Annotated in this window: 26 protein-coding genes, 1 tRNA gene and 1 pseudogene; 12 read left to right on the top strand and 16 right to left on the bottom strand. The window is 68.1% G+C overall.

Going from position 1 to position 23,159, the window contains the following annotated elements:
• Nucleotides 1-8 precede the first annotated feature (8 nt).
• From AB0K60_RS32535 to AB0K60_RS32515, 5 genes are all read left to right on the top strand, one after another.
• Nucleotides 9-1,361, top strand: coding sequence for an FtsW/RodA/SpoVE family cell cycle protein (locus AB0K60_RS32535; protein ID WP_364064130.1), 1,353 nt, complete (start codon nucleotides 9-11; stop codon nucleotides 1,359-1,361).
• The gene (locus AB0K60_RS32530) at nucleotides 1,358-2,809 is read left to right on the top strand and encodes a penicillin-binding protein 2 (RefSeq protein WP_364063946.1); all 1,452 of its coding nucleotides are present in this window, start codon (nucleotides 1,358-1,360) and stop codon (nucleotides 2,807-2,809) included. The genes AB0K60_RS32535 and AB0K60_RS32530 overlap by 4 nt, the downstream gene beginning before the upstream one ends.
• Nucleotides 2,806-4,440 carry a serine/threonine-protein kinase gene (locus AB0K60_RS32525; RefSeq protein ID WP_364063944.1) on the top strand — a complete coding sequence of 545 codons (1,635 nt, stop codon included), beginning with the start codon at nucleotides 2,806-2,808 and terminating at the stop codon, nucleotides 4,438-4,440. Before AB0K60_RS32530 ends, AB0K60_RS32525 begins: the two co-directional genes overlap by 4 nt.
• 82 nt (nucleotides 4,441-4,522) lie before the next feature.
• Nucleotides 4,523-6,481 (top strand): Stk1 family PASTA domain-containing Ser/Thr kinase, encoded by a 1,959-nt coding sequence (gene pknB, locus AB0K60_RS32520; RefSeq protein WP_364063942.1) that lies wholly within the window; start codon nucleotides 4,523-4,525, stop codon nucleotides 6,479-6,481.
• A gap of 355 nt (nucleotides 6,482-6,836) precedes the next feature.
• Nucleotides 6,837-7,082: a cell division protein CrgA gene (locus AB0K60_RS32515; RefSeq protein ID WP_364063939.1), complete on the top strand. Its 246-nt coding sequence runs from the start codon at nucleotides 6,837-6,839 to the stop codon at nucleotides 7,080-7,082.
• Nucleotides 7,083-7,139: 57 nt separating this feature from the next.
• Here AB0K60_RS32515 and AB0K60_RS32510 read toward each other — a convergent pair whose 3' ends face one another.
• Nucleotides 7,140-8,003 carry a rhomboid family intramembrane serine protease gene (locus AB0K60_RS32510; RefSeq protein ID WP_364063936.1) on the bottom strand — a complete coding sequence of 288 codons (864 nt, stop codon included), beginning with the start codon at nucleotides 8,001-8,003 and terminating at the stop codon, nucleotides 7,140-7,142.
• Between the two features lie 147 nt (nucleotides 8,004-8,150).
• Nucleotides 8,151-8,672, bottom strand: a complete 522-nt coding sequence (locus AB0K60_RS32505) for a peptidylprolyl isomerase (RefSeq protein ID WP_364064128.1) — start codon at nucleotides 8,670-8,672, stop codon at nucleotides 8,151-8,153.
• 183 nt (nucleotides 8,673-8,855) lie between these two features.
• Here AB0K60_RS32505 and AB0K60_RS32500 point away from each other — a divergent pair, with 183 nt between their 5' ends.
• From AB0K60_RS32500 to AB0K60_RS32490, 3 genes are all read left to right on the top strand, one after another.
• On the top strand, nucleotides 8,856-9,374 hold the full coding sequence (locus AB0K60_RS32500) for a hypothetical protein (protein WP_364063933.1): 519 nt from the start codon (nucleotides 8,856-8,858) through the stop codon (nucleotides 9,372-9,374).
• Between the two features lie 143 nt (nucleotides 9,375-9,517).
• A complete protein-coding gene (locus AB0K60_RS32495) occupies nucleotides 9,518-10,597 on the top strand; it encodes a hypothetical protein (RefSeq protein ID WP_364063930.1) in 1,080 nt (359 codons plus the stop codon).
• Nucleotides 10,598-10,655: 58 nt separating this feature from the next.
• On the top strand, nucleotides 10,656-11,078 hold the full coding sequence (locus AB0K60_RS32490; protein WP_364063927.1) for a Rieske (2Fe-2S) protein: 423 nt from the start codon (nucleotides 10,656-10,658) through the stop codon (nucleotides 11,076-11,078).
• Nucleotides 11,079-11,530: 452 nt separating this feature from the next.
• On the opposite strand, the gene AB0K60_RS32485 is transcribed toward AB0K60_RS32490, so the two are convergent.
• On the bottom strand, nucleotides 11,531-13,099 hold the full coding sequence (locus AB0K60_RS32485; protein ID WP_364063924.1) for an ATP-binding protein: 1,569 nt from the start codon (nucleotides 13,097-13,099) through the stop codon (nucleotides 11,531-11,533).
• Nucleotides 13,100-13,516: 417 nt separating this feature from the next.
• Between AB0K60_RS32485 and AB0K60_RS32480 the strand changes: the two genes are divergently transcribed.
• From AB0K60_RS32480 to AB0K60_RS32465, 4 genes are all read left to right on the top strand, one after another.
• Nucleotides 13,517-13,636, top strand: a complete 120-nt coding sequence (locus tag AB0K60_RS32480; protein WP_364063921.1) for a DLW-39 family protein — start codon at nucleotides 13,517-13,519, stop codon at nucleotides 13,634-13,636.
• 58 nt (nucleotides 13,637-13,694) lie between these two features.
• The gene (locus AB0K60_RS32475; protein ID WP_364063919.1) at nucleotides 13,695-14,417 is read left to right on the top strand and encodes an HAD family hydrolase; all 723 of its coding nucleotides are present in this window, start codon (nucleotides 13,695-13,697) and stop codon (nucleotides 14,415-14,417) included.
• 104 nt (nucleotides 14,418-14,521) lie between these two features.
• A tRNA-Ala gene (locus tag AB0K60_RS32470) sits at nucleotides 14,522-14,597 on the top strand.
• A 403-nt stretch (nucleotides 14,598-15,000) separates the two neighbouring features.
• Nucleotides 15,001-15,180 (top strand): hypothetical protein, encoded by a 180-nt coding sequence (locus AB0K60_RS32465; RefSeq protein WP_364063916.1) that lies wholly within the window; start codon nucleotides 15,001-15,003, stop codon nucleotides 15,178-15,180.
• Nucleotides 15,181-15,279: 99 nt separating this feature from the next.
• Here AB0K60_RS32465 and AB0K60_RS32460 read toward each other — a convergent pair.
• The 13 genes and pseudogenes from AB0K60_RS32460 to AB0K60_RS32400 form a co-directional block, all read right to left on the bottom strand.
• Nucleotides 15,280-16,311 (bottom strand): annotated as a pseudogene (locus tag AB0K60_RS32460) (recombinase family protein); the annotation flags it as partial.
• Between the two features lie 14 nt (nucleotides 16,312-16,325).
• Complete coding sequence (locus AB0K60_RS32455; protein WP_364063913.1) at nucleotides 16,326-16,994, bottom strand: ImmA/IrrE family metallo-endopeptidase; 669 nt, start codon at nucleotides 16,992-16,994, stop codon at nucleotides 16,326-16,328.
• A 26-nt stretch (nucleotides 16,995-17,020) separates the two neighbouring features.
• On the bottom strand, nucleotides 17,021-17,374 hold the full coding sequence (locus AB0K60_RS32450) for a helix-turn-helix transcriptional regulator (protein WP_364063910.1): 354 nt from the start codon (nucleotides 17,372-17,374) through the stop codon (nucleotides 17,021-17,023).
• Nucleotides 17,375-17,446: 72 nt separating this feature from the next.
• Nucleotides 17,447-18,052, bottom strand: a complete 606-nt coding sequence (locus AB0K60_RS32445) for a DUF2637 domain-containing protein (protein ID WP_364063907.1) — start codon at nucleotides 18,050-18,052, stop codon at nucleotides 17,447-17,449.
• Between the two features lie 37 nt (nucleotides 18,053-18,089).
• Nucleotides 18,090-19,019: a replication-relaxation family protein gene (locus AB0K60_RS32440; protein WP_364063904.1), complete on the bottom strand. Its 930-nt coding sequence runs from the start codon at nucleotides 19,017-19,019 to the stop codon at nucleotides 18,090-18,092.
• Entirely contained in the window at nucleotides 19,016-21,241 is a 2,226-nt protein-coding gene (locus AB0K60_RS32435; protein WP_364063901.1) for a type IV secretion system DNA-binding domain-containing protein, read from the bottom strand. The genes AB0K60_RS32440 and AB0K60_RS32435 overlap by 4 nt, the downstream gene beginning before the upstream one ends.
• Nucleotides 21,238-21,408 carry a hypothetical protein gene (locus AB0K60_RS32430; RefSeq protein ID WP_364063899.1) on the bottom strand — a complete coding sequence of 57 codons (171 nt, stop codon included), beginning with the start codon at nucleotides 21,406-21,408 and terminating at the stop codon, nucleotides 21,238-21,240. Before AB0K60_RS32430 ends, AB0K60_RS32435 begins: the two co-directional genes overlap by 4 nt.
• A gap of 138 nt (nucleotides 21,409-21,546) precedes the next feature.
• Nucleotides 21,547-21,729 carry a hypothetical protein gene (locus AB0K60_RS32425; RefSeq protein WP_364063896.1) on the bottom strand — a complete coding sequence of 61 codons (183 nt, stop codon included), beginning with the start codon at nucleotides 21,727-21,729 and terminating at the stop codon, nucleotides 21,547-21,549.
• Nucleotides 21,730-21,746: 17 nt separating this feature from the next.
• Entirely contained in the window at nucleotides 21,747-22,301 is a 555-nt protein-coding gene (locus tag AB0K60_RS32420; RefSeq protein WP_364063894.1) for an MT-A70 family methyltransferase, read from the bottom strand.
• Nucleotides 22,289-22,480, bottom strand: coding sequence for a hypothetical protein (locus AB0K60_RS32415; RefSeq protein WP_364063891.1), 192 nt, complete (start codon nucleotides 22,478-22,480; stop codon nucleotides 22,289-22,291). Before AB0K60_RS32415 ends, AB0K60_RS32420 begins: the two co-directional genes overlap by 13 nt.
• Nucleotides 22,477-22,671, bottom strand: coding sequence for a hypothetical protein (locus AB0K60_RS32410; protein ID WP_364063888.1), 195 nt, complete (start codon nucleotides 22,669-22,671; stop codon nucleotides 22,477-22,479). Before AB0K60_RS32410 ends, AB0K60_RS32415 begins: the two co-directional genes overlap by 4 nt.
• Nucleotides 22,668-22,883, bottom strand: coding sequence for a hypothetical protein (locus tag AB0K60_RS32405; protein ID WP_364063886.1), 216 nt, complete (start codon nucleotides 22,881-22,883; stop codon nucleotides 22,668-22,670). Before AB0K60_RS32405 ends, AB0K60_RS32410 begins: the two co-directional genes overlap by 4 nt.
• Complete coding sequence (locus AB0K60_RS32400) at nucleotides 22,880-23,155, bottom strand: hypothetical protein (RefSeq protein ID WP_364063883.1); 276 nt, start codon at nucleotides 23,153-23,155, stop codon at nucleotides 22,880-22,882. The genes AB0K60_RS32405 and AB0K60_RS32400 overlap by 4 nt, the downstream gene beginning before the upstream one ends.
• Nucleotides 23,156-23,159: the final 4 nt, after the last annotated feature.

Here is a 23,159-nt window from a genome sequence, read left to right as displayed (position 1 = left end):
CCGTCCCGATGACCGCCAAGCGGCGCGGGGCACAGTTGTTCATGCTCGCCTTCGCCGTGGCCATCATCATGGGCGCGTACGCCAGCGTGGGGATCGGCATCAACGGCACCGTGCCCGCGGGCATGCTCACCTACGGCCTGGGCCTGGGCGGCCTCATGCTCGCCGCCTACCTGGTGCTCGCCAAGTTCGCGCCCTGGGCCGACCCGCTCATTCTTCCCCTGGTCACCCTGATCAACGGCCTCGGCCTGGTGATGATCTACCGGATCGAGCAGGCGGCGCCGAAGGGCGGCGCCTCGGCCACCCAGCAGATTCTCTGGACCGCGGTCGGCATCGTGATGTTCGCGGTGACGCTGATCGTGCTGCGCGACCACCGCGCGCTGCAGCGTCTGACCTACACCGCCGGCGCGGTCGGCCTCGGCCTGCTCATCCTGCCGCTCCTGCCGATCGTCGGCAATGAGATCAACGGCGCCCGCATCTGGATCAACATCGCCGGTTACAGCCTCCAGCCGGGCGAGTTCGCCAAGCTGGCGCTGGTGGTGTTCTTCGCCGGCTACCTGGTCGCCAAGCGGGACGTGCTGGCCCTGGCCGGGCGGCGGCTGCTCTTCATCGACCTGCCGCGGGCCCGCGACCTCGGCCCCATCCTCGTCGTCTGGGGCATCAGCCTGGGCGTACTGGTCCTGCAGAAGGACCTGGGCACCTCGCTGCTGCTGTTCGGCGCCTTCATCATCATGCTGTACATCGCCACCCAGCGCACCGCCTGGGTGCTGATCGGCGTGCTGCTGTTCGTCGGCGGCGCGTTCCTCGCCGGGATGCTCTTCTCGCACGTCGGCGCCCGCTTCGAGGTCTGGCTCGACCCGGGCAACAACGAGTTCTACACCCGCGAACTCGGCGGCAGCTACCAGCTCATGGAGGGCCTGTTCGGCCTCGGCTCCGGCGGCATCCTCGGCACCGGGCTCGGCCAGGGCCACCCGTACCGCATCCCGCTGTCGTTCTCCGATTTCATCTTCCCGGCGACCGGCGAGGAGCTCGGCCTCACCGGGCTGATGGCGCTGCTGCTGGTCTACGCGCTGATCGTCGAGCGCGGCCTGCGCACCGCGCTCGCGGCCCGGGATCCGTTCAGCAAACTGCTCGCCGGTGGCCTATCCTTCATTTTGGCCTGGCAGGTGTTCATCATCGTCGGCGGCGTGACGAACCTGATCCCGCTGACCGGTCTGGTGACGCCGTTCATGTCGCAGGGCGGCTCGGCCCTGCTGTCCAACTGGATCCTCATCGCGTTGCTGGTACGCATGTCGGACGCGGCGCGCAGGCCACCGCCCCAGGCCATCCAGGACGAAGGGCTCACGCAGGTGATGCAGCGATGAACGGCACGCTCAAGCGGGTGGCGATCGCCTGCATGGTCATGTTCGGCCTGCTGCTTGTCAATGTCAACTACCTGCAGGCGGTCAAGGCCGAGCAGTACCGCGAGGACAACCGCAACTTCCGGCGGTTCTTCGAGCGGTACGAGAACCAGCGCGGCCGGATCACGGCGGGCAACGAGGTGCTCGCCGAGTCGATCGACACCGAGGGCGACATCCGGTTCGAGCGCCGCTACCCGCACGGGCGGATGTACGCGCCCGTGACCGGGTTCTTCGCGCCGGAGAGCGAGCGCGGCATCGAGGCGACCGAGAACCGGCTGCTCGACGGCTCCTCCGCCGACCTGCTCATCCGGCGCGCGGTCGATTTGTTCACCAACAAGCCGGTCCGCGGCGCCAACATCGATTTGACCATCGACCCGCGGGCGCAGAAGGCCGCGTACGACTCGCTGCGGAAGATCGGCAAGAAGGGCGCCGTGGTGGCGATCGATCCGCGGACCGGCGCGATCAAGGCCATGGTGTCGCTGCCCTCGTACGACCCCAACGTGCTCGCCGTGCCGAACAAGGCGACGGTGGCGCAGGCGTACAACAAGCTCGACGCCGACCCGGACAAGCCACTGCTCAACCGGGCCATCGAGACCACCTTCGCGCCCGGCTCGACGTACAAGGTGGTGACCGCCGCCGCGTTCCTCTCCGAGGACGACACCCGCGGCCCGCAGACCCAGGTCGACGCCCCGCAGGTGCTCGACCTGCCCAACACCACGGTGGGGCTGCCGAACTACGCCGGGGCGGCGTGCGGCACCGGCCGGGTGTCGCTGCAGTTCGCGCTCGAACGGTCGTGCAACACGCCGTTCGCGAAGATCGGCATGGAACTGGGCTACGCGAAGATGCAGGAGCAGGCGGCGAAGTTCGGCATCGGCGAGGCCATCCAGATCCCGCTGGGCGTGGCCCCGAGCAGCATCGGTGAGGAGGAGGACAAGGCCGCCCTCGCCCAGGCCTCGATCGGGCAGCGCAGCATGCAGATGACGCCGCTGCAGATGGCCATGGTCGCCGCGGGCGTCGCCAACGACGGCGTGGTCATGAAGCCGTACCTGGTGAACAAGATCGTGGGCCCGGAGGGTGACGAGATCGAGCAGACCGAGCCGGACGAGCTGAGCGAGGCGGTCACGCCCGACGTGGCGCGCAAGCTCAAGCAGATGATGGTCTCGGTGGTCCAGCAGGGCACGGCCACGGCCGCGCAGATCCCGGGCGTCGCGGTCGGCGGCAAGACCGGCACCGCCGAGACCTCCGACGGGCAGCCGCCGCACGCCTGGTTCATCGGCTTCGCCCCGGCGGACGACCCGAAGATCGCGGTCGCCGTGTTCGTGCAGTCCGGCGCCGCGGGCGATCTGGCCACCGGCGGCCACACCGCGGCCCCGGTCGCCCGCGACGTCATGCAGGCGGTGCTCCAGCAGTGACCTCCGGCACCCTGCTGGGCAACCGCTACCGGCTGACCGGACGCATCGCCACCGGTGGGATGGGCGAGGTCTGGCGGGCGGTGGACGAGCTGCTCGGCCGCGAGGTCGCGGTGAAGCTGCTGCGCCAGCACGTGGCCGCCGACCCGTCGTTCCGGGACCGGTTCCGCACCGAGGCGCGGATCACGGCCGGGCTCACCGACTCGGGCATCGCCCAGGTCTTCGACTACGGCGAGCAGAGCGACGGCGCCTACCTGGTGATGGAGCTGGTGATCGGCGAGCCGCTGTCGGCGATCCTCGCCCGCAACGGCACGCTCAGCGCCGAGGTCACCCTCGACATGATCGCCCAGACGGCGCGGGGGCTGCACGCGGCGCACAGCTCCGGCATCATCCACCGGGACATCAAACCCGGGAACCTGCTGGTCAACCAGTCCGGTCAGGTGAAGATCACCGACTTCGGCATCGCGCGGGCGCTGGAGGCCGCGCCGGTGACCCGCACCGGCACCGTGCTCGGCACGGCGCAGTACGTCAGCCCCGAGCAGGCGTCGGGCATGACGCTGACCCCGGCGACCGACATCTACTCGCTGGGCGTGGTGGCGTACGAGTGCCTGACCGGGCGGCCGCCGTTCCTCGCCGAGACCCAGGTGGCGATCGCGCTGCTGCACCTCAACGAGCCGCCGCCGCCGCTGCCCGCGAGCGTGCCGACGGCGGTGCGCGAGCTGGTCATGGCGATGTTGTCGAAGGATCCCGAGCGACGGCCGGGCGGCGCGCAGGAGCTGGCGGACCGCGCCGCGATGCTGCGCGACACGCTGGCGGCGGGCGGGGCGGCCGACCTCAGCATGGTCACCGACCCCTCGGGCTGGTCGGTGCGGCGGCCGGTCGGCCCGCCGTCCGGGCCCACCTCCGGACCACCGTCCGGCCACCCGTCGTCAGGGCCGTTCTCCGGGCCATCCTCCGGGCCGTTCGCCGGGTCGTTCTCCGGGTCCTTCTCCGGGGGGTACGCCTCGGGCCCCATGGCGGGCGTGGGGCCGGGCTCGGGGCCGATGACGGCCAACGGCAGGGGCTTCGGGCACGACACGCTCTCCGGGACGTACGGGCGGGTGCCCACGCCGGGCGAGCCCGGGGTGTACGCGTCCGGGGCGATCCCCGGCGTGCCGCCGGGCGTGTCCGCCGATCTCGGCGGCACCGCGCCGGTACGGCGACGCCGTACCGCGAACGTGCTGCTCGCCGTCGCCGGCTGCGCCGCCGCCGCGGGCATCGGCGCCCTCGCCCTCGCCGGGCTGCGCGACACCGGCACCGCCGGCGCCTCGGGCGGGCCGTCGGCACCGGTCACGGACACGGCCGCCGCCGAGCCCTCCGTCCGCCCGGCCAGCCCTCCGGCGCGCCGGGAGGACACATTGCCGATAGCTCCTGGGAAGTCGGCGCGGCCGATCGCCCCTCCTTCGGTTACGGTTAGTAGGTCGGCATCGGAGACGCCGCGCCCGTCGCCAACCCCAAGCACCACGACGCCGACGCCCAGCCCTCCCACCCCAGAACCAGATCCGACCACCCCCACCCCAACGCCAAGTGAGACTTCCGATCCACCGGAGACCGATCCGCCGGACGAGTCGGAACCCCCGGACGGTGAGACGTGATGCGGCATACGGTCGATGATGGACACCGGCAGCCTCAGGGCGCGTCGGCACCCGAGATGAATGGCAAGGGACAGTGCAGGACATGACGACTCAGCCTCGGCGGCTAGACAACCGCTACGAACTCGACGGAGTCGTCGGGCGCGGCGGCATGGCCGAGGTGTACCGCGCACGAGATCTCCGGCTGGACCGGGTGGTCGCCATCAAGACCCTCCGGGCGGACCTGGCCAGGGATCACACCTTCCAGGCGCGCTTCCGCCGTGAGGCGCAGTCGGCGGCCTCGCTGAACCACCCCTCGATCATCGCCGTCTTCGACACCGGCGAGGACCGCAGCGAGGGCACGCCCGTGCCGTACATCGTGATGGAGTTCGTCGACGGCAAGACGCTGCGCGACATCCTGCGCCAGGACCGGCGGCTGCTGCCCGAGCGCGCGATGGAGCTGACCGACGGCATCCTGCGGGCGCTCGACTACAGCCACCGCGGCGGCATCGTGCACCGCGACATCAAGCCGGCGAACGTGATGATCACCCGCAACGGCGACGTGAAGGTCATGGACTTCGGCATCGCCCGCGCGATGGCCGACTCGGCCGCCACGATGACGCAGACCGCGCAGGTGATCGGCACGGCGCAGTACCTGTCGCCGGAGCAGGCGCGCGGCGAGCGGGTGGACGCGCGCAGCGACATCTACTCCACCGGTTGCGTGCTCTACGAGCTGCTCACCGGGCAGCCGCCGTTCACCGGCGACTCCCCGGTCGCGATCGCCTACCAGCACGTGCGGGAGGACCCGATCCCGCCGTCGCAGATCGACCCCGAGATCCCCCGGTGGGCCGACGCGATCGTGCTCAAGGCGATGGCCAAGGACCCCACCATGCGCTACCAGAGCGCGGCGGAGATGCGCGCGGACATCCAGCGGGCGATGTCCGGCATGCCGGTCGAGGCCGCCCAGACGATGGCGATGACCGGCGGCAACTACGGCGCCACCCGCACCATGGTCGCCCAGCCGAACGTGCCCGGCACGCAGGCGGGCACGACCGCGCTCCCGCCGTACGAGTACGGCCCGACCGAGGTGGGCACGCCGGTCGCGGGCCCCGGCAGCCGGACGGACCGGCGCCGGGCGCAACGCAGCAATCAGGGGCTGAAGACGGCGGCGTGGATCCTCATCCCGCTGCTGGTGATCGGCGCGTTCATCGGCATCGGCTGGGCCTTCCTCAGCGGAGGCGGCGGCGACAGCACCGCCGCGACGAGCGTGCAGATTCCCGAGGTGGCCGGCCAGACGATCGACGGCGCCAAGGAGGCGCTCACCGCGGCCGGGCTGAAGGTCAACGAGGAGCTCAAGCAGGAAAACAGCGACGAGTACAAGAAGAACACCGTCATCGACACCGACCCGAAGGCCGGCACCGAGGTCGACAAGGGCTCCGCGGTGACGCTCGTCGTGTCCAAGGGCCCGGAGACCATCCAGGTGCCCAACGTGATCGGGCAGGACGAGGAGGCCGCGAAGGCCGCCCTGGAGGACGCCGGGTTCACCGTCCAGACCGTACGGCAGCCCTCCACACAGCCCGAGGGCAAGGTCTTCAAGACGGTCCCCAAGGCGAACACCGAGCGGCCCAAGGGCTCGGTCGTCAAGATCTACATTCCGTCCGAGGCGACGCTGGTGCCCGACGTCACCGGGCAGACGCTCGAGGACGCGCGGGCGACTCTCGAAGGCGCCAACTTCAAGGTGAAGGTGCAGGAGCAGCCGAGCACGTCCGTACCGCAGGGCAACGTCATCAGCACGAGCCCCGGGCCGAACACCTCGCTGGCACCGGGCCGTACCGTGACCGTGGTCGTGTCCAGCGGGCCGCCGCAGAACGCCCCGACCGACGAGCCGACCAGCGGTGACCCGAGCGGCGGTGACCCGTCCGGGGGTGACGGCGGCCTCGGCGGCGACGAGGGCACCGGGGTTCCGGGCGGCGGCGACACCGGCACCGGCGGCGACGAGGGCGGCCCCTTCGACGACGGCAGCGGCGGGGTCGGTCAGGGCGAGCAGCCGGACGACGGCTTCTAGCAACAAGGGAGGGTCTCCGCCGCTCGGGGGCAACGGCGGAGACCCTCATCTGGATGTCGTCTCAGGGGGCGGATGCGTTACACGATTCCGATGAGCCTTTTTCCGGAAATGTTCCGGGAGGGCGTCGGGCCCCTCCCGGACCGCCGGAGAAGGGGTGTCGGACGGCTCGTCCCTGGTGCGTGACCGGTGCGTTCCCCGGTGCGTGACCAGTGCGCGACCGGCGCGTCCCCCGGTGCGTGATCGGCCCGTGACCGGCTCGCCGCGGCGGTTCGCCGACCTCCCGTCGCGGACAACCCCATGGCGCGCTCTCGGCGACTATCCTTGCTGACGTCGTCATCTACCCAGGAGAGTTACCGTGCCCAAGTCCAGAGTCCGCAAGAAGGCGGTCTACACCCCGCCGCAGAAGCAGAAGGAGGTCAAGGTCAGCCCGCGCTGGCTGGCTCCGGTGATGGTGACCTCCTGGATCCTCGGCGTCGGCTGGATTTCCACCTGGTACGTGTGGCAGGACGCGCCGTTGCTGGGCACCCTGCAGTCGTGGAACCTGCTGATCGGGTTCTCGCTCATCATCTTCGGCGTGATTCTGTCCACCAAGTGGCGCTAAGGTCGCTTGCGGCCGTTTCTCGGCCACTTTCCACAGGCTTGTCCACACCCTGGGGATTCAGGCGAACCCGTTGAGCAATATGGTGTTGGTCCGCACGATCACGAGTGCGATCAGGATGAGCAGGACGGCGGCGACGGCCACCCCCTGCACGATCGTGCGGCCCGACTTCGGCGCGTAGGCGAGCGCCGCGGCCACGATCGCCCCGGTGATGAGACCGCCGAGGTGACCGGTCCAGCTGATGTTGAAGCCCGGCAGGAACGTGATCACCAGGTTGATCACGATCAGCAGGAGCACGCCGCGCACGTCCAGCTTGAGCCGCCGCCCGATCACGAAGGTCGCGGCGAAGAGGCCGTAGATCGCGCCCGAGGCGCCCACGGTGAACACGCCCGCGCCGTCGAGCCAGTAACCGAGCACCGACCCGCCCAGCGCGGCGAGCAGGTAGAGCGCGAGGAAGCGCACGTGGCCGAGTGCCCGTTCGAGGGTGGACCCGATGACGAGCAGGGCCCAGCCGTTGAACAGGATGTGCCATTCGTTCGCGTGCAGGAAGGCGCTGGTGATCAGCCGGTAGTACTGCTCCCCGAAGGCCACCCATGCCGGGTTCATGGCGAACTCGGCCGCGAACGGGTAGCGCGTGAACCGCTGGACGAGGAACAGCAGCACGATGACGCCCAGGATGGTCCACGTGACGTACGGCCGGGCGACCAGGCCGCCGCCGAACACGGTACGGGCCTTGCGTACGTCGCGGTTGCCCTCGGCGACGCACTCGACGCACTGGTGCCCGACGGCGGCCTCGCGCATGCAGTCCGGGCAGATCGGCCGGTCGCAGCGCTGGCAGCGTACGTAGGTCTCACGGTCGGGATGGCGGTAGCACGTGGGGACGGCTTCCGAGCCCTGGGCGGGGGTGGGTGGCTGTGTGGTCATCGCCTGCCTGCGGTCCTCACCGTTCTCGACATCCTCATCGCCGCCTCCTCAACGTCGCCCTCTCAACGTCGGCTCGGACGGCACGAGGTGGTTATCCACAGACTGCCATCGAATGCGCGATCGTGAGCACGGGTCGCCGTACCGGCGTCACTGCGGCGTGCGCTCGATGGTGACCTCTTCCAGCACCACGTCCTCGACCGGCCGATCGCCGCGGGTCGGCGTCTTGGAGATCGCGTCGACCACGTCGGTGCCCTCGATGACCTTGCCGAAGATGGTGTGGTTGCCGTTGAGGTGCGGCGTCGCGGCGACGGTGATGAAGAACTGCGAGCCGTTGGTGCCCCGTCCGGCGATCTTGCCCGCGTTCGCCATGGCGAGCAGGTAGGGCCGGTTGAACTTCAGCTCCGGGTGGATCTCGTCGTCGAACTGGTACCCCGGGCCGCCGACGCCCTGGCCGAGCGGGTCGCCACCCTGGATCATGAAGCCCTCGATGACCCGGTGGAAGATCGTGCCGTTGTAGAGCGGGGTGCGGGTGCGCTGGCCGGTGCGCGGGTCGAGCCACTCGCGGGTGCCCTCGGCGAGCTCCACGAAGTTGCGCACGGTCACGGGCGCCTCCTCCGGGAACAACCGGATCCGGATCGTGCCGCGGTTGGTACGCAGCCTCGCTATCAACTTCTCAGCCACTGGTGGCCGCCCTTCTATGTGTCTGTGTCCTGCCATGTGTCCTGGGATATCGGGCATGTGAATGCACCCGCGGTAGCAGCCTACGCAACTCCCCGCCGCGCCCGTCATGGTTGAGGGCCCTTCTGACGGGAAGTGTGCGTGCGGGGCCCCAACGACAGGGGAGGTTGTCCGATGTCCCTGACCATGAAGAAACGCCGTGTCGACATCGTCGTACCGACGACGCGGCTCGATCAGATCAAGACGCAGGCCACCCGCGCCGCCGGCCGGGTCGGCCCGATGGCCGCCGGCGCGCGGGAGATCGCCGCCCACACCGTGGACGACGCCCGCGTGTGGGCCGCGCCCAGACTGGAACGCGCGGCCCACGCGGTCGAGGAGCAGATCGCCCCCAGGGTGAGCGCGATGCTCTCCGACGCGGCCAAGGCCGTGAATCCGCGCAAGTCCGTACGGTCCCGCCGCCGATGGCCGGTGCTCACCCTGGTCACCGGGGTAGCGCTGGGAGCGGTCGGCTACCTGATGTACCGCAACAACCAGCAGTGGGCCGACACGATGCGGGAGACCGGCATGGAGGCCGGTGAGCGGATCGGCGAGAAGGCGGCCGAGACGGGCCGCAAGGCCGCCGAGGCGGGCGAGAGGCTCGCGGAGAAGACGGAGAAGACGACCGACCCGCGAAGGTCCGGCGGCAAGCCCTGATCCTCCGGGACCGCAGGGGCGGATCTTCGCCGGGTGGCCGGTGCCGACGACGGCGCCGGCCATACCCATGCCGACCGCGGCGTTGACGGGGCGATCAAGCGCGGGTTAGAAGGGGTTCCACACCCCCGTCGTGTGGAGCCTCGATGTCGCTGTCACCGCTCGATGACTTCCCGATCCATCAGGTCCCCGAAGCGATGCGCCACGTCGCGTCCTCGGACCGCAACTTCCACGACCGCTACTACTTCAACTGCCACCCCTGCTCCGACGAGCTGATGCTCATCATCGGCCTGGGGCAGTACCCCAACCTCGGAGTGACCGACGCGTTCGCCTGCGTGCGGCACCGCGACCTGCACCGGGTCGTACGGGCCTCCCGCGAGCTGGGCAACGACCGGATGAACACCAAGGTCGGGCCGTTCCGGGTGGAGGTGCTCGAAGGGCTGCGCCGGCTGCGGGTGGTGCTCGAACCCAACGCGTACGGGCTGTCGTTCGACCTCACCTGGGAGGGCGCGATCCCCGCCACCCTGGAGCCGCGCCACCTGCTGCGCAGCCGGGAGCGGGTGCTCGTGGACTCGATGCGGCTGACGCAGACCGGCCTGTGGTCCGGCCACATCAAGGTGGGCGGCGAGCGCATCGCCGTGACCGCCGAACGCTGGAAGGGCGTCAGGAACCGCTCCTGGGGCATCAGCCCGGTCGGCGAGCCGGAGCCGCCCGGCATCCACGCCGGGGACGACGAGGGGTTCCACTGGCTCTACGCGCCCATGCAGTTCCGCGATCACACGATCCTGTGCGTGCTGCAGGAGGACGCGAAGGGCCGCCGGGTACTCGAGGAGGCGGTCCGGGTGTGGGGATACGACCAGGACCGCGAGACCGAATACCTCGGCCGCCCGGAGTACCTGCCGGTGTACGCGCCCGGCACCCGCGAGGTCACCTCGGCCGTGATCGCGTTCTCGCCGCCGGGCGGCAAGCCGTTCGAGGTGCGGTGCACGCCGCTGCTGCCCGTGCACTCGATGGTGGAGACCGGGTACGGCCACGCGACCGGCTGGCGGCAGGGCATGTACCACGGGCCCGACATCGTGGTCCAAGGGGTCACCCACCGGCTCCCCGACGACGCGGAGAAAATGTGGGGAATGGTCGACGCGGTGGGTCGCTTCGAATATGGCGGCAACATCGGCTACGGTCTCCTCCAGTATTGGGCGCTCGGGCCGCACCCCTCGTTCGCTTGAGCCTGCCCCGCACGCCGCCGAATGATCGGGACGGCGCAACCGATTGAGGAGGACGGGCATGTCCGAGAGCACACGTCGCGCAGTCTTCTCCAGGGCCGCCTTCGCCGGCGTGGCCGCCGTTGTCGCCCAGGCCATCGCCTGGGTACGGCCCGCCGCCGCGGCCGAGTCCACCGGGGAAACCACCGAGAGCGCAGCCGGGCCGGTGATCGCCAAAACCAAGGACATCCCCGTGGGCGGCGGCAAGATCATTAGAGGCAAGTACGTGGTCACCCGGCCGAAGAAGAACGTCTTCCGAGCCTTCAGCGCGACGTGCACCCACCAGGGATGCACGGTCGCCAGCGTACGCGGCGGCACGATCAACTGCCCCTGTCACGGCAGCAAGTTCAAAATCACCAACGGCGCGGTGGCCGCAGGACCGGCCAAGCGCCCCCTCCCCCGGCGAAAGATCAAGGTCTCCAACGGCCGCATCCGCCTCGTCTGACCGCCCCACACGTCCACACGGCCGCGCCCCTGAATGGCGCGGCCGTCGCCTTTCCAGGCACCCGTCCCCGCCCGCCGGACACCCGCCGGGGCACGGCGACCGCGCCGACCGCTCACGAAAGCGGCGCGGAAGCCGCGAAGCGTCGACGCGCCCGTCCCCAACCACCGGACACCCGCCCCACCACCTCTCAGCCATCACCCCGCCGGGACACGGCGACCGCACCGACCGCTCGCGAAGGCGGCGCGGAAGCCGCGAAGCGTCGGCGAGGCGTTCCGGCGGAGTTGCGGGCGACGCAAACGGGTGACGTGGACGCGGCTCGGGCAGCGGCGAGGTGCTGCACCAGCGCGTCAGCGAACCGGCCTTCTTCGGCGGCCCTCTGCCTCGCCCGACCGATGCGCAGGGCCACGCGCCTGCCTGCGCTCACGCTCACGCTCACGCTCGCGCGATCCGGATCAGCAGGTGGGTGGAAGGAGCCGGGCGGGCATTCGCGTGTCTTTGGGGCCGCTTGGCGCCTGTCCGTCATCTCCGCCCATTGCGGAATCCGCATCAGGAGCCGGTTGGGCCGGTTGGGCCGGTCCGGGCTGAGGGGCCGCTTCGCCGTACCCGGGCTCGCCTGAGTGGACACCGCCGGAGCCGGTCCCATTCTCTCGGGCACCGAGGAGGGCGCGGGTGAGCGCCTGACCGGCACCCGACATCGCCTGCAGTGCGGCATCGAAGTGCTCATCGCGCAGCACGTGCTGATCCGCGCGGATCGCGATCAGGACGACGCGGCGCAACAACTCCTTGATGAACGACGCGGTGACCCCCTCCGTCGCGTCCACGACCTTGCCGAGGTCCGCCTCGATGGGGCGCTCCCGGGCGTAGAGGCGCATCAGCCGCTCGCGGGCCCGGCGGTCGGGAAGGGGAATCTCCATCGCCAGATCCACCCGTCCGGGCCGTTGCACGAGCGCCTTCTCCAGCACCTCGACCCGGTTCGTGGTGAGGACGAAGGTCACGTCGGCGTCCCCGGCGATCCCGTCCATGGCGTCGAGGAGGGAGAACAGCAGCGGGCTCGTCTCGTAGTGGCCGCGGTCCTCGGCGATCAGGTCGACGTCCTCGATGACCACCATGGACGGCTGCAGCCGCCGGGCGAGCGCGACGGCCTGGCCGATCACGCGCATCGCCGGGCCGGTCATCACCAACACGGTGCATTCGCGCAGCCGGCCGATGAGGTAGCGGGTGGTGTGCGTCTTCCCAGTGCCCGGCGGGCCATACAGCAGCAGGCCGCGCCGCAGGTGCTGCCCCGACTCGCGCAGCCGGTCGGCCTCCTCGGCGATGCCCACGATGTGATCCTCGATCGCCTCCAACCGCCCGTCGGGCAGCACCACCTCCTCGGGGCCCAGTTCGGGCCTGGGCAGGAAGCTGACGATCTCGTTGTCGCGATGTTCGCTCACCCCGAAGCTGAGCACCTGCCCGCGGAAGGGATCGTGCTCGCGCTTGAGCCGGTCGATCTCCTCGCGTACCGTGACCGCGGCGGACCGCTCGGCGGCGTACACGGTGAGCATGCAGCAGGAATCGAATTCGTCCTTGCTGCTGAGGCCCACGATGACGGGGCTGCCGTCGGGAGCCGCGGTGGCGACCATCCCGAGTTGCACGACCTCAAGGAAACGATCCGGACCGGTCGGCGCGGATCCGTAAGCGGGCCGGCCGAGCAGGACGCTGCCGTCTTTCATCGCCCCGAGCAGCATGTTCATCATGCTTTGCCAGGTGCGCTCGCCGCCGACCACCCCGAACCAGCGCGCGTCCGGGCTGTGCGCCCGCAGATAGAGATCGGCGGCGGTCTGCAGCCCGGCGTGCTCGTACAGGCGATACTTCTCCTCGACGATCACCACGTCGCCGAGAGGACAGCCGAGATGCCCGGTCACCTTCTCGACGAGGGGAGACGCCGCGTTCTCCTCCTCGATCTTCTCCGCGACCGCGTTGTACATCCGCCGGAGGCTGAGGGCGAGTGCGCGGGCGTCCTCCGCGTCGACATGGCTCATGGCTTCCATCATGAGCGGTGAGCCCGCCTTGGTCAGATGATTTACGCCCCCGGCCGATCCCCCGGAGCAGGTCGCGACCATCCCGGCCAAGCGTGCCATCACCTCATGGCATACCTGTCCAACACCGGACGATCGGCGCGCGTGACATCGGCAGCATCGACGAACCACGGTTTGGACTATTGACACCCTACCTGCGCAAATGCCTTCATAGCAGTGGCAGACAGCGTCGCAAGCCCGGGTGAATCGGATTGCCCGCGATACCCGAAAGGGGATCCGAATCGGGTAAATTCGGCACGACCGCTTCCTCAGTGGACCGGGTTCTACGCGGATGGCTTGCTAGGCTGCTGGCATCTGTAAGAACCGGGCGCCGTCTCACCTCGGGTGTGTGGTGAGACCGTCGAGAAGTGGGGTCACACCGTGAAGAAGCTGCTCGTTCTCGCGCTGGTCGCTATTGGGGGGCTGCTCATCTGGCGCAAGGTTCAGGCCGACCGCGCCGAGCTGGACCTCTGGACTGAGGCCACCGGCAGCGAGAACTGACCGCCTGGCTACCGATACGGGTGCGTGAATGGTCGTCGAGCAATGCGGCAGTGAAGGCGTGGCGAACGCCCCTCACATCAAGCTCGTCTGCCTCGACCTGGCCGGCACCACGGTCGGTGACTCCGCCATGGTGGAGCGGGCGTTCGCCGAGGCGATCGCCACCCAGGGCATCGTCCCCGGGACCGGTGCGTACGCACGCGCCATGGTGCACGTGCACCGATCCCGGGGCCGCCCCAAAATCGAGGTCTTACGCGGCATATTCCCCGACAACGAGGCCCAGGCCCAGGCCGCCAACCTCACCTTCGAACGCTCCTACGAGGGCGCCATAGAACGTTCCGGCCTGCTCCCCCTCCCCGGCACCGTCGAGGCCCTGGAGAAACTCCGCGGCGTCGGTATCAAAATCGCCCTCCTCAGCTCCTTCAGCCGCAAAACCCTCAGCCGCGTCCTCAGCGTCCTCGAATGGACCGACAAGATCGACCTGGCCCTCTCCCCCGAAGACGCCGGCCGAGGCCGCCCCTGGCCCGACATGATCCTCACCGCCGTCCTCCGCCTCGGCATCGACGACGTCCGCCAGGTAGCCGTCACCGGCGACTCCGAAAGCCACATGCTCTCCGGCCGCCGCGCCGGCGCCTCCATCGTCACCGGCCTCCTCACCGGCCCCCACAGCCACGAACGCCTCCGCACCGGCGGCGCCACCCACATCGTCGACTCCATAGCCGACCTCCCCGCCCTAATCCTCGACCCCACCCCCACCACCCCACGCGTCCCCTCCCCCGGCTGACGCCACCCTCACCCCCACATGTCCTATGCTGTTGCAGGTACGGCCACGCCACCGGCGCACCAGCCCACCAAGGCCTCCGCACCACCGGCACACGCCGCCCACCTGGGGCTTTAGCTCAGTTGGAAGAGCATCTGCTTTGCAAGCAGAGGGTCAGGGGTTCGAGTCCCCTAAGCTCCACCAAAGCGGTTCTATTCGAACCCTGGTCCGAAAGGATCAGGGCGAGTCGGCCCGCTTCGGTCCAACCGTCACCAGCCTCACCCATCAGGGTGGGGCTGGTTTCGTTGGCGGCCCAGGCCAGGCCGCCGCTGAGGGGCGCGGGGCGCAGGTAGCGGCGGCTGGCAGGCTGCCCGGCTTCGACCAGCGCTGAAAGCCCGTCCTGGAGGACGTGGCCGGTCACGCCTTCAACATCGATGTACAGGCGCTCGAAGATAACCTTGTTCAGCGCTCGGCGGAGGCTGGTGCCTGCGTCGGTGTAGAAGCGCTGGGGGTCGCGCAGTAGGTCGAGGGCTGTCAGGAAGTAGCGCCGTCCGACGTCGATCTTGCCAGTGGTGTCGGCGAGCTTATTCAGGATCTCGCCGCGTTCATGGTCGATCTTGGCGAGCCGCTGCTTGATCTTGGCCTGAGGCCACTCGGGGTCGCCTACGAGGTCGAGGTAGCGATCCTCCTTGGCGTTCAGCTCCTCCAGGCGAGCAGTGAGCCGCTTACGGAGTACGTCCATACTGCTCAGCTCGTAGACGAGGGCGTCGTCGAGCTGGCGGCGTAGCCGTTGCTGGAACTCATCGGCAAGGCGGATGGTGGCGTAGTGGCGGATGACCTCGGCCTCTACCTGGTCGGTGGAGAGGTACGGCTGGTCACAGATGCCCTTCTGTCGTCCGACACAGAAGAAATAGAAGTAAGTACCGCCGTTGCCTTTGGCGCGCTGGACGACGAAGCGCCGCTGGCAGCGGGCACACCAGATAGCGCCCTTGAGGTAGTGGTTGTGCTGGCGTTCGCGGGTGCCGCCGCCGTTTCGCAGGGCGAGGACGCGCTGTGCACGATCGAACAGTTCGGGGGTGACGATAGCCGGGTGGCGGCCTTCGTACTCCTCGCCTTTGTAGGTGACGATGCCTTTGTAGTACGGGTCCTGAAGCATCTCGTAGAGGGTGTTCAGGGAGACCGGCTGTTCGGGCTTGCGCTTGGTAGCGCGGGTCGTGAGTCCGGCGGCGCTGACGACTTGATGCACTTGCTCGCCGGTGTAGTCGCCCGTGGCGTACAGCTCGAAGGCCTTGAGTACGAGCGGTGCGCGCTTCTCATCGAGGGCGATGGTGCGGATTTCGCGGCCGTCGATCTGCTCGCGGACGTTGAGGTAGCCGATTTTGGCCTTGGCGACGGTGCCGCCGTTCTTGGCTTTCTGGCCCATCTTGTAGGCGATATCCGCGCCGCTGGCTTGTGACTGGTACTGGTCTACGGCGTGGATGATCGTCTCGACCATCTGACTCTCGGGCGTCTCGCCCATGTCGAGCACGGTGGAGACGACGCGCACGCCGAGCTTACCGAGTTCGCGCTTGGTGATGGCGGCGTCGATGCTGTTTCGGAAGATGCGGTTGAAGTGGTAGACGATGATGTAGTCGATGTCGCCCTGGGCCTTAACCCAGGCGATCATCTCTTGGAAGACGGGCCGTTTGTCGATGCTGGTTGCGGTGCGGCCCGGTTCTACGAACTCGTTGACGACTGTGGCCTTGAGTTCCCCAGCCTTGCGCTCACCTGCTTCACGTTGGGCGGGAATGGAGATGCCTTCGGGGTTGTAGTCGGTGTTGACCTGACTGGGAGTGGAAACGCGGAGGTAGAGTACGGCCCGCTTGGTGGCGCGTGCTCCGCTGGCGGCCTCCCGCACCTGTTTGTTGGTTGTTCTCATATGTTGCTCCTCTTTTAGGCGGCGAGGCCGCAGGTAGCGGGCCGCTTGAGTTGCTTGACGGGTGCCTTGCGGAAGTAGCTACGGACGGGGCGGGTTAGGCCACGCAGGCGAGCACGGCGGGTGCGTGGTTCCACCAGGCCGATCTGCTGGAGGCGGACGGCCATCGCGGCCTCGGAGACGTTGAACATGGCGGCGAGGGCGGCTTGGTCCTGGACCCCGTTGGACCAGACTCGTTTGAGCCAGTTGCGGGGCATGAGCAGGCAGCCTGCGAAGTAGTCGCAGAGTTGTTCAATCTGCCGCTCACGTTCGGTCACGTCTTTGCCGAGGTCGTTGTAAATGACCTTGATGAAGGGGTGGTCGAGTACGTGCTTGAATTCGTGGCTGAGCGTGAAGCGGCGGCGGGTGGGGCTGTCGTCGCGGTTGACCACGACGAGCCAGCGGCCACGGCTCCATTGCGAGAAGCCGGACATGCCGCCGACATGCAAGTTCGGCTCGACCTTCACTTCCACTCGTGGCAGCTCGGCAATGAGGCCGACGTCTACGGTCGGTTCGTTTTGGCCGAGTAGCTGCAAGAGCTTGGTTGCTTGCCGTTCGGCAATGCTGCGGGCTTCGTGCTCCTCAAGTGGTCGCAGTGGCATGAGGGAGCGAAGCTGCCGGATGATTGATTGTGGGTTTCCGTTCATGAGCAGTCCTCCTCTCTATGAACGTGTTAGTTGTCGTACTTTTCGATGATGCGTTTTATCTGCTGTTCGGCTTCGCTGAGCGCTTCGCCCTTGAGGTTGTATTTGGCTCGCAAGTATGGCGCGACGCTTGGTAAGCCTTGCGGCGGCGTGACGCCGATGAAAGCGAACACGTCGGCGGCGTCGAGCTCCAAGACCTTGGCCAGTTGTTGAAGGTGCTCCGCCGATGGGTTCTCGACTTCGTCCTTGAGTAGGCGGTTGACGGTAGTTGTCGGGATGCTCGTGGCGGCTGCGAGTTGTCGTAGGCTTAGCCCGGCATCTTGGCGGCCCTGCTCTAGGTATTGCCCGAGAGTCAATCCACTTGAGTCTTCTTTTGCTTCCATTTCGCGTTCTCCCTTTTGAATTCACTATATCGCAATTGTTCCGAATTCGGAACAGTAGAATTGACAACACCCTTAATGATCTTGCGTCATTTCAATTCCCCGGTTTTCCGCATTTCGTAGCTCCCGGAGAATGTGGCTAGCCCGTTCCGTACTGACGCGGAGAGCCTTCCGTAGCTCGTCACGGGTGATCGGTTTGCCGTGTTCGGCACGGTGCGCGGCGTCGGCGTGCCGCGCTTGAATCAACAGCTCGTCCGGTGTCGCCTCGGTGGTGTCTTCGGGCTCGTCCTGGTCGCCCTCGACGGGCGGGACGTGGGGTGCTTCGGTCTGGCTCCGGAGTACGGCCAGGTGCGACAGCAGGCCGAGGACGGCGGGCGGTACGGCTCCGACCAAGACGACGATCACCCATGAGACGGTGAGTACCTGGGCGGCGATGAGGTGCCAGACGGCGTTGCCGACGAGCGAGAGCCCGATGGCCATGATCGCGTTCCACCGGGCGAAGCGCCGCGCTCGCTCCGAGCCTGTCGAGCCGGACAGCCAGACCCGTGTTGCGGTCATGGCGTAGGCGTCTACGGTCAGCGGGAACAACGGCGACAGCGCCTCAGGCCAGCCGGTTGCCGCCGCCAGAGACTGAAGCCCCGAGAACGAGCTGACGGCCGCCGAGATGGCGGTGACGGTCATGCCGAGGAGGACCCACCAGTCGCGCGTACCGCGGACGCTACTGGGCATCGGCTTCGTCCTGTTCGTGGAGGACGGCGAGCATGAACGGTACGGCGGCGTCCTGGGTCTCGACACGCAACAGCGATGAGGCCGGTGCGGGCAGTCGGGCAATGAGACTGTCAACGGCATCACGCCGGGCCTCATCGACCACGGCCACCAGTACGCGCGGGAAGACGTCATCGGGTCCGAGGTGCCCGGCCTGAGCAGCATCGAGGTAGATGCGGAGCTTGCCCGCGAGGGTGGTCAGGCTCTCGGTGCCCTGGTCCACCTCGATCCACCAGGCGTCCTCCACTGTGGCGCTGGCAACGAGGGTGTAGGCGTCGGGCTTGAGGAGGCCGAGAGTCGCGGTCTGCTGCCAGGAGTCGGGTTCGGCCAGGAAGCGCAGCACCTCAATCCGGCCGCTCCGCTCAGCTTCGCGGAGCCGGACGTACAGTTCGCTGGTGGCGAGGCGGTGACCCAGGAAGCGGGCCGAAGGTGTCCAGGGACGCCGGGCCGGCTTGCCGGAGGCGGCGTTGGTCGTGAGTCGTTGCCCGGCTGTGTCGAGGGCGTAGACCAGCCCGGCCGATCCTGCCCGCACGCCACCGATGCGCCGCTTGAGCGTGACCAGCAGGCGGAGCCGCACCAGTCGAGCGAGTACCCGGCGACGCATGACCGGACGCGACGACTCGGCGAGATCAGCGAAGTGCAGCCGTTCGAGCTGTGCTCCGGTGACGACCCGCAGCCGCTTGATCGTCTCCACGATGGCGCGGTCCCGCTCGCTCAGCCCCTCCGCCACCAGGGCGACATACTCAGCGCGTACCCGTTGTCTCCTGCTGCTCGTGAGAGCAGCAGGAGTTTCGCCGTCGTTACCGCCCCCGACATAGTGCTTATGCAGCGAGGATGCCGGGCCGCGCTCGACGCGACGAGAACGGCGAACAGAACGGCTCATGACGTACCGCCTTGCCGCCGGGCACGTCGGCCAGGCGTGCCCGAGGTGCCGGAGTTCAGCCGGGCTTGCAAAGCCGCCTCGACGTCAGCTCGTGCCATGCCGTAGCGGATACGGCTGTGTTCAGCCAGAGCCGCGCCGTCACGTTCGGGCTCGGGCAGCGCGAGCGTGCGCCCGGTAACTGGGCTCTGCGTGGCGCCGCCGATGCTGGGGCGCATGGCGATCTCGTAGGCCTTCAGGCCCATGAGGTCGGCCGCCGTGAGTGGGGCGAAGCGGCGTTCCAGTGCACGGCCGTCGTCATGGTCAAGTTGGAAGGCAAGTTGCGTCCGGGCGGTGCCGAGCACGGCGGTCTTCACAGCGTCGGGCAGCTGCCCAAGATGCTGATGTGCCAGCACCAGACCAACGCCGAGCCCGCGTGCTTGGGCCAACATGTCGGCGATGTCGAGCGGCAACTTGAGCACGTCTTGAAACTCGTCCAGGTAGAGGAACACCGGCCGCCGCTGACTGGCCGAGGTGGCCACGCGGGCGAGCGTGGCTTGCCACAGCGAAGCCACCAGCAACGCGCCAAGCAACTGCGCCGTCTCGATGCCGACCGCGCCCTTGGCCAGCGACACGAGCAAGGTTTTGCGCTCGCGGAAGACGGCCCCGAGGTCGATGCCCTCACTCTGGCCGAGCAGCAGCCGGGTACTGGTCGCCGTGGTCAGGGCGTTGAGCTTGTTGAGGCTGGGGGCGATGACCTGTGCTCGTTCGGCGTCGCTCATGGCTTCGTACCGGGTCCAGAACGGCCGGACGGCGTTCGGGACGGGGGACTGTGCCAGGACGAAGCGCCGGAACGAGGGGTCGAGCAACAGCGGTTCCAGCTCGACCAGGGTGAAGGCCGAGCCGTCCGGGGCTCGGGTGTTCATCAGGGTGAGGAAGCCGTTTCGCAATACGTCGGCGGTACGCGGCCCCCAGTTCGCTCGCCAGATCGAGGCGAAGACGTGCACGAGGTGATCCATCGCCAGCTCACGGGCCAGCTCGCCGCCCGAGGTACGCAGCGGGTTGAAGCCGACTGGATGGCCCACCGCGGACGGGTCGAGCACGATCACACTGTCAGCTCGTTCGTCCGGGATGCGGTCGAGAATGTCGGCTACGAGGTCGCCTTTAGGATCAACGACCACCGTTCCCCGGCCGGCCCGGATGTCCTGTATGGCCATGTTGGCGATGAGCGTGGACTTGCCCGTGCCGGTCGGCCCGACCATCCACGTGTGCCGCAAGCGGTCCTCATCATGCAAGCCCAGCGACCGGCTCATGCCGGGATAGTTCGAGGTCGCCACCACGAGCCCACTGCTGGGCTGGTTCGGAGAGGGCGGCAACTGCCGCGCGCTGCCTCGGGCCATGCCCGGCAACGGCACGTCCGAGACCAGGCCGAACAGCCCCGCCGCTTCCCGGACGTTGAGCGGCAGCGGCCAACGGGTCAGCGGGAGGGCGAACCCCTGCAAGCGAGTGGCAGCAATACCGGAAGGAACGAGGCGGCGACTGATCTGGACGCCGGGGGCGTTGAGGCTGCGCAGCGCCGAGCGAACCCGGCCGAACAAACTCCACGCCCGATCCCGGCGCGGGGCGACGACTCCCAGACGACCGACCACGCGGAGCATGGGTTCGGCCTGCTTCTGGCGAGCCGCACGTACTTCTTCGGCAGTGCCCTCACGAATCGGCGCAGGCGTGCTTGCCCCGGTCACGATCCATTGCAGGCGAATCCGCTCGCGCCCGTGAAGCGGCTGAAGGGTGGCGAGAACAGCGGTCGAGGCGACGCCCGCCCGGTCTGTGGCAAGCGGGCGGCGCTGACTGGTGAGCCAGAATTCAGCGGCCACCATGAAAGACTCTCTGCGACGCAGATAATCCGGCGCTTCTTCGAGCCGAGCACCAGGCAACGCCGCGCGAATACCAGCCAGCAAGGACGCCTGCGACGACTTCGCAACGAGCACGTGGTACTCAATCCCGGCCTTGCTGGCGTCGAGTTCGATGACCAACGGCGACGAGGGCAACAACGCCCAGGCGGGCGTGTACCGGCCTGTAGCCACAGTTCCCAGCCAGCGCGCGACGTCATCCACCGTGGCACCGCTCGGGACGCGAAGCCGATACGCCACCAAGAACCGACGCCACAACCAGGCATCCCACGCCCGACTTGCAAGGATGAGCCCCAGCACGGCCAGGCCGCCAGTGAGCAAGAAGGCGGCCGTCACGGGGCCGCCTCGGTCTCACTGTCGCCGCCCTCAACCGGCGTGACCTCGTCTGTCATCGTCTCCTGGGCGAGCTGGCGGCCCATCTGCATCACGATCTGCGTCATCAGGTCGATGTCGATGTCTTCGCGCTGCACGCCGTATACGCGGATATTCCTTTCTTTGGCCATACGAACCCCTTTCGGCTTGATGTGTGTTCAGGAATGGAGTTGCGTTCTCCACGACAAACACCTCCTACTTTTCTTATGCCGTTCCGAAATCGGAACGTCAAGCCTTATCGAGCTGCGGAATACACAACAGCAACTTTGCTATCTGCGAATGCCCCTGAATACGACCCAGAAAATGACGCCCAAAACAACCAGCGTCACCAGCGCCGGGACGAGGGGCGCGAGCAGCATGTACGCTGCCCGCGCCACCCCAGCCACCAGGAGCACGAGCACCAGCGCGCCCAACACTCGTCCGAGCGCCTTGCCGAACATGCCCGAGTCCATTGGTCAACCTCCTTTGCTTACAGCGCCACGTCGCAGGTAACTTCGTTGCCCCACAGGTCCCAACCAGGGCGCGGACGTCGGGCGAACAGTTCGAGATACGGCCCTGGCGAGCAGCGCTCGATAATCGCGTACTGTTCTTCCGGCTTGTGGCTGTGTTCCTGGACAGGCGCGTAAAACCATGTGCCCTGTGAGCGGAATTGGATCGGCGTGCGGCCCCGAATCCCGAAGAGCAGGTGCTCGGTCTGGTTGCGCAGGTAGTTACCGAGCCGAAAGTAGGGCTTGATCCACGTCAGGCAACTCCGGTAGGAGAAGCCCCACGCCTCCATGACCGCGATTCCCTCGTAGATATTCGAGTTGGTCACCCACAACCACAGGTGGGCATTGTTGGCCGCCAGTCGGTCCACGCGCAGGGCGCAGATCTGGTCCAGCGACATGAGCGGGTAATGGCGGATCGCGCCATACTTGCCAACCTGGTTCGTCCTCCAAGGAGGATCGGCGAGGATGGTGCGGTACTGGCTCGGCGTGGCCGGGCGCTCGGTCGGAGCGCCCGGCCCGTTGTTCACCTCCGGCACGCCCACTCCTGGGAGTTGGCCTCCATGTCGAGGGCGTGCAGCTCTTCGAGGAGCCGCCGCCTCTGGTGCCGGCACTTCTGCGGCTGCTCGGGGTCGGCCTGGCGCAGCCGCCGCCAGTTCTTCATGAGCGACTGGTAACGCCGCCGCTGGGATGCCCGAGCCGGGCGGTAGCGGCTCATTTGTGCGTCGCTCTGGCTCGGGCAACGCGCCGGGCGTCGCGCTCCTCGGGGGTCAGCTCGGGCTCGCTCCGCTCCAGGCAAGCGAGCACTACCTTGCCGACGAGCCGCAGCACGACCACCACCAACATGGCGATGCTGAGCGAGTACAGCGTGGTGAGCTGGTCGGCCGTGATCTGGGTGAGTTCGTTCATGCTGGATCACCGCTTTCGAAGTCGGGCGGTGGCACCGCCGGAACCGGGAGGTTGTCGGCCTGCTCGCGCTGGGCGTGGCGCTTCAGGGCGGCCTGGATGGCGCGGCTCTCAGCGACGCAGGCCCGGAAGAACGCGACGAACGGCGGCACGGTGAGCAGCGCCAGCGTCGCGCCGTGGATGGCGAGCAGCAGGTAGTAGTCGGTAACGGTCATTTGGTGATCCCCTTTCGGATGTGGTGTTCGCGGGCGAGCTGCTCCATGCGTGCCTGTGACCTGCGGTACGCGGCGTCGAGTTGCTGTTTGGCATGAGCCGTTTGCACTCGGATTTGCCGCATGGCGAGCCAGTGCCGGAGCCACATCCAGGCGAGGCGCAGAGCGACGCCGAGGACGGCAAGCGGCACGATCCAGGCCCAGTAGGTGACGAACACCCAGATGAGCAGGCCACAGAGGACGAGGGCGAGCACGAGCAGCGCGATGAGGTCCATGTCC

It is taken from the genome of Thermopolyspora sp. NPDC052614 (assembly GCF_040678635.1).
GTDB lineage: Bacteria > Actinomycetota > Actinomycetes > Streptosporangiales > Streptosporangiaceae > Thermopolyspora.
Note: the sequence above shows the minus strand (reverse complement) of the source record. Positions and strands in the feature narration are given on the sequence as shown.

What these genes read in the sequence shown, in the direction of transcription:
- AB0K60_RS32535 (WP_364064130.1), top strand. Translation starts at nt 9, where the DNA reads ATGACCGCCAAGCGGCGCGGGGCACAGTTGTTCATGCTCGCCTTCGCC.
- AB0K60_RS32530 (WP_364063946.1), top strand. Translation starts at nt 1,358, where the DNA reads ATGAACGGCACGCTCAAGCGGGTGGCGATCGCCTGCATGGTCATGTTC.
- pknB (WP_364063942.1), top strand. Translation starts at nt 4,523, where the DNA reads ATGACGACTCAGCCTCGGCGGCTAGACAACCGCTACGAACTCGACGGA.
- AB0K60_RS32510 (WP_364063936.1), bottom strand. Translation starts at nt 8,003, where the DNA reads ATGACCACACAGCCACCCACCCCCGCCCAGGGCTCGGAAGCCGTCCCC.
- AB0K60_RS32500 (WP_364063933.1), top strand. Translation starts at nt 8,856, where the DNA reads ATGTCCCTGACCATGAAGAAACGCCGTGTCGACATCGTCGTACCGACG.
- AB0K60_RS32495 (WP_364063930.1), top strand. Translation starts at nt 9,518, where the DNA reads ATGTCGCTGTCACCGCTCGATGACTTCCCGATCCATCAGGTCCCCGAA.
- AB0K60_RS32490 (WP_364063927.1), top strand. Translation starts at nt 10,656, where the DNA reads ATGTCCGAGAGCACACGTCGCGCAGTCTTCTCCAGGGCCGCCTTCGCC.
- AB0K60_RS32485 (WP_364063924.1), bottom strand. Translation starts at nt 13,099, where the DNA reads ATGAGCCATGTCGACGCGGAGGACGCCCGCGCACTCGCCCTCAGCCTC.
- AB0K60_RS32465 (WP_364063916.1), top strand. Translation starts at nt 15,001, where the DNA reads ATGGTCGATCTTGGCGAGCCGCTGCTTGATCTTGGCCTGAGGCCACTC.
- AB0K60_RS32455 (WP_364063913.1), bottom strand. Translation starts at nt 16,994, where the DNA reads ATGAACGGAAACCCACAATCAATCATCCGGCAGCTTCGCTCCCTCATG.
- AB0K60_RS32450 (WP_364063910.1), bottom strand. Translation starts at nt 17,374, where the DNA reads ATGGAAGCAAAAGAAGACTCAAGTGGATTGACTCTCGGGCAATACCTA.
- AB0K60_RS32445 (WP_364063907.1), bottom strand. Translation starts at nt 18,052, where the DNA reads ATGACCGTCACCGCCATCTCGGCGGCCGTCAGCTCGTTCTCGGGGCTT.
- AB0K60_RS32440 (WP_364063904.1), bottom strand. Translation starts at nt 19,019, where the DNA reads ATGAGCCGTTCTGTTCGCCGTTCTCGTCGCGTCGAGCGCGGCCCGGCA.
- AB0K60_RS32430 (WP_364063899.1), bottom strand. Translation starts at nt 21,408, where the DNA reads ATGGCCAAAGAAAGGAATATCCGCGTATACGGCGTGCAGCGCGAAGAC.
- AB0K60_RS32425 (WP_364063896.1), bottom strand. Translation starts at nt 21,729, where the DNA reads ATGGACTCGGGCATGTTCGGCAAGGCGCTCGGACGAGTGTTGGGCGCG.
- AB0K60_RS32415 (WP_364063891.1), bottom strand. Translation starts at nt 22,480, where the DNA reads ATGAGCCGCTACCGCCCGGCTCGGGCATCCCAGCGGCGGCGTTACCAG.
- AB0K60_RS32410 (WP_364063888.1), bottom strand. Translation starts at nt 22,671, where the DNA reads ATGAACGAACTCACCCAGATCACGGCCGACCAGCTCACCACGCTGTAC.
- AB0K60_RS32405 (WP_364063886.1), bottom strand. Translation starts at nt 22,883, where the DNA reads ATGACCGTTACCGACTACTACCTGCTGCTCGCCATCCACGGCGCGACG.
- AB0K60_RS32400 (WP_364063883.1), bottom strand. Translation starts at nt 23,155, where the DNA reads ATGGACCTCATCGCGCTGCTCGTGCTCGCCCTCGTCCTCTGTGGCCTG.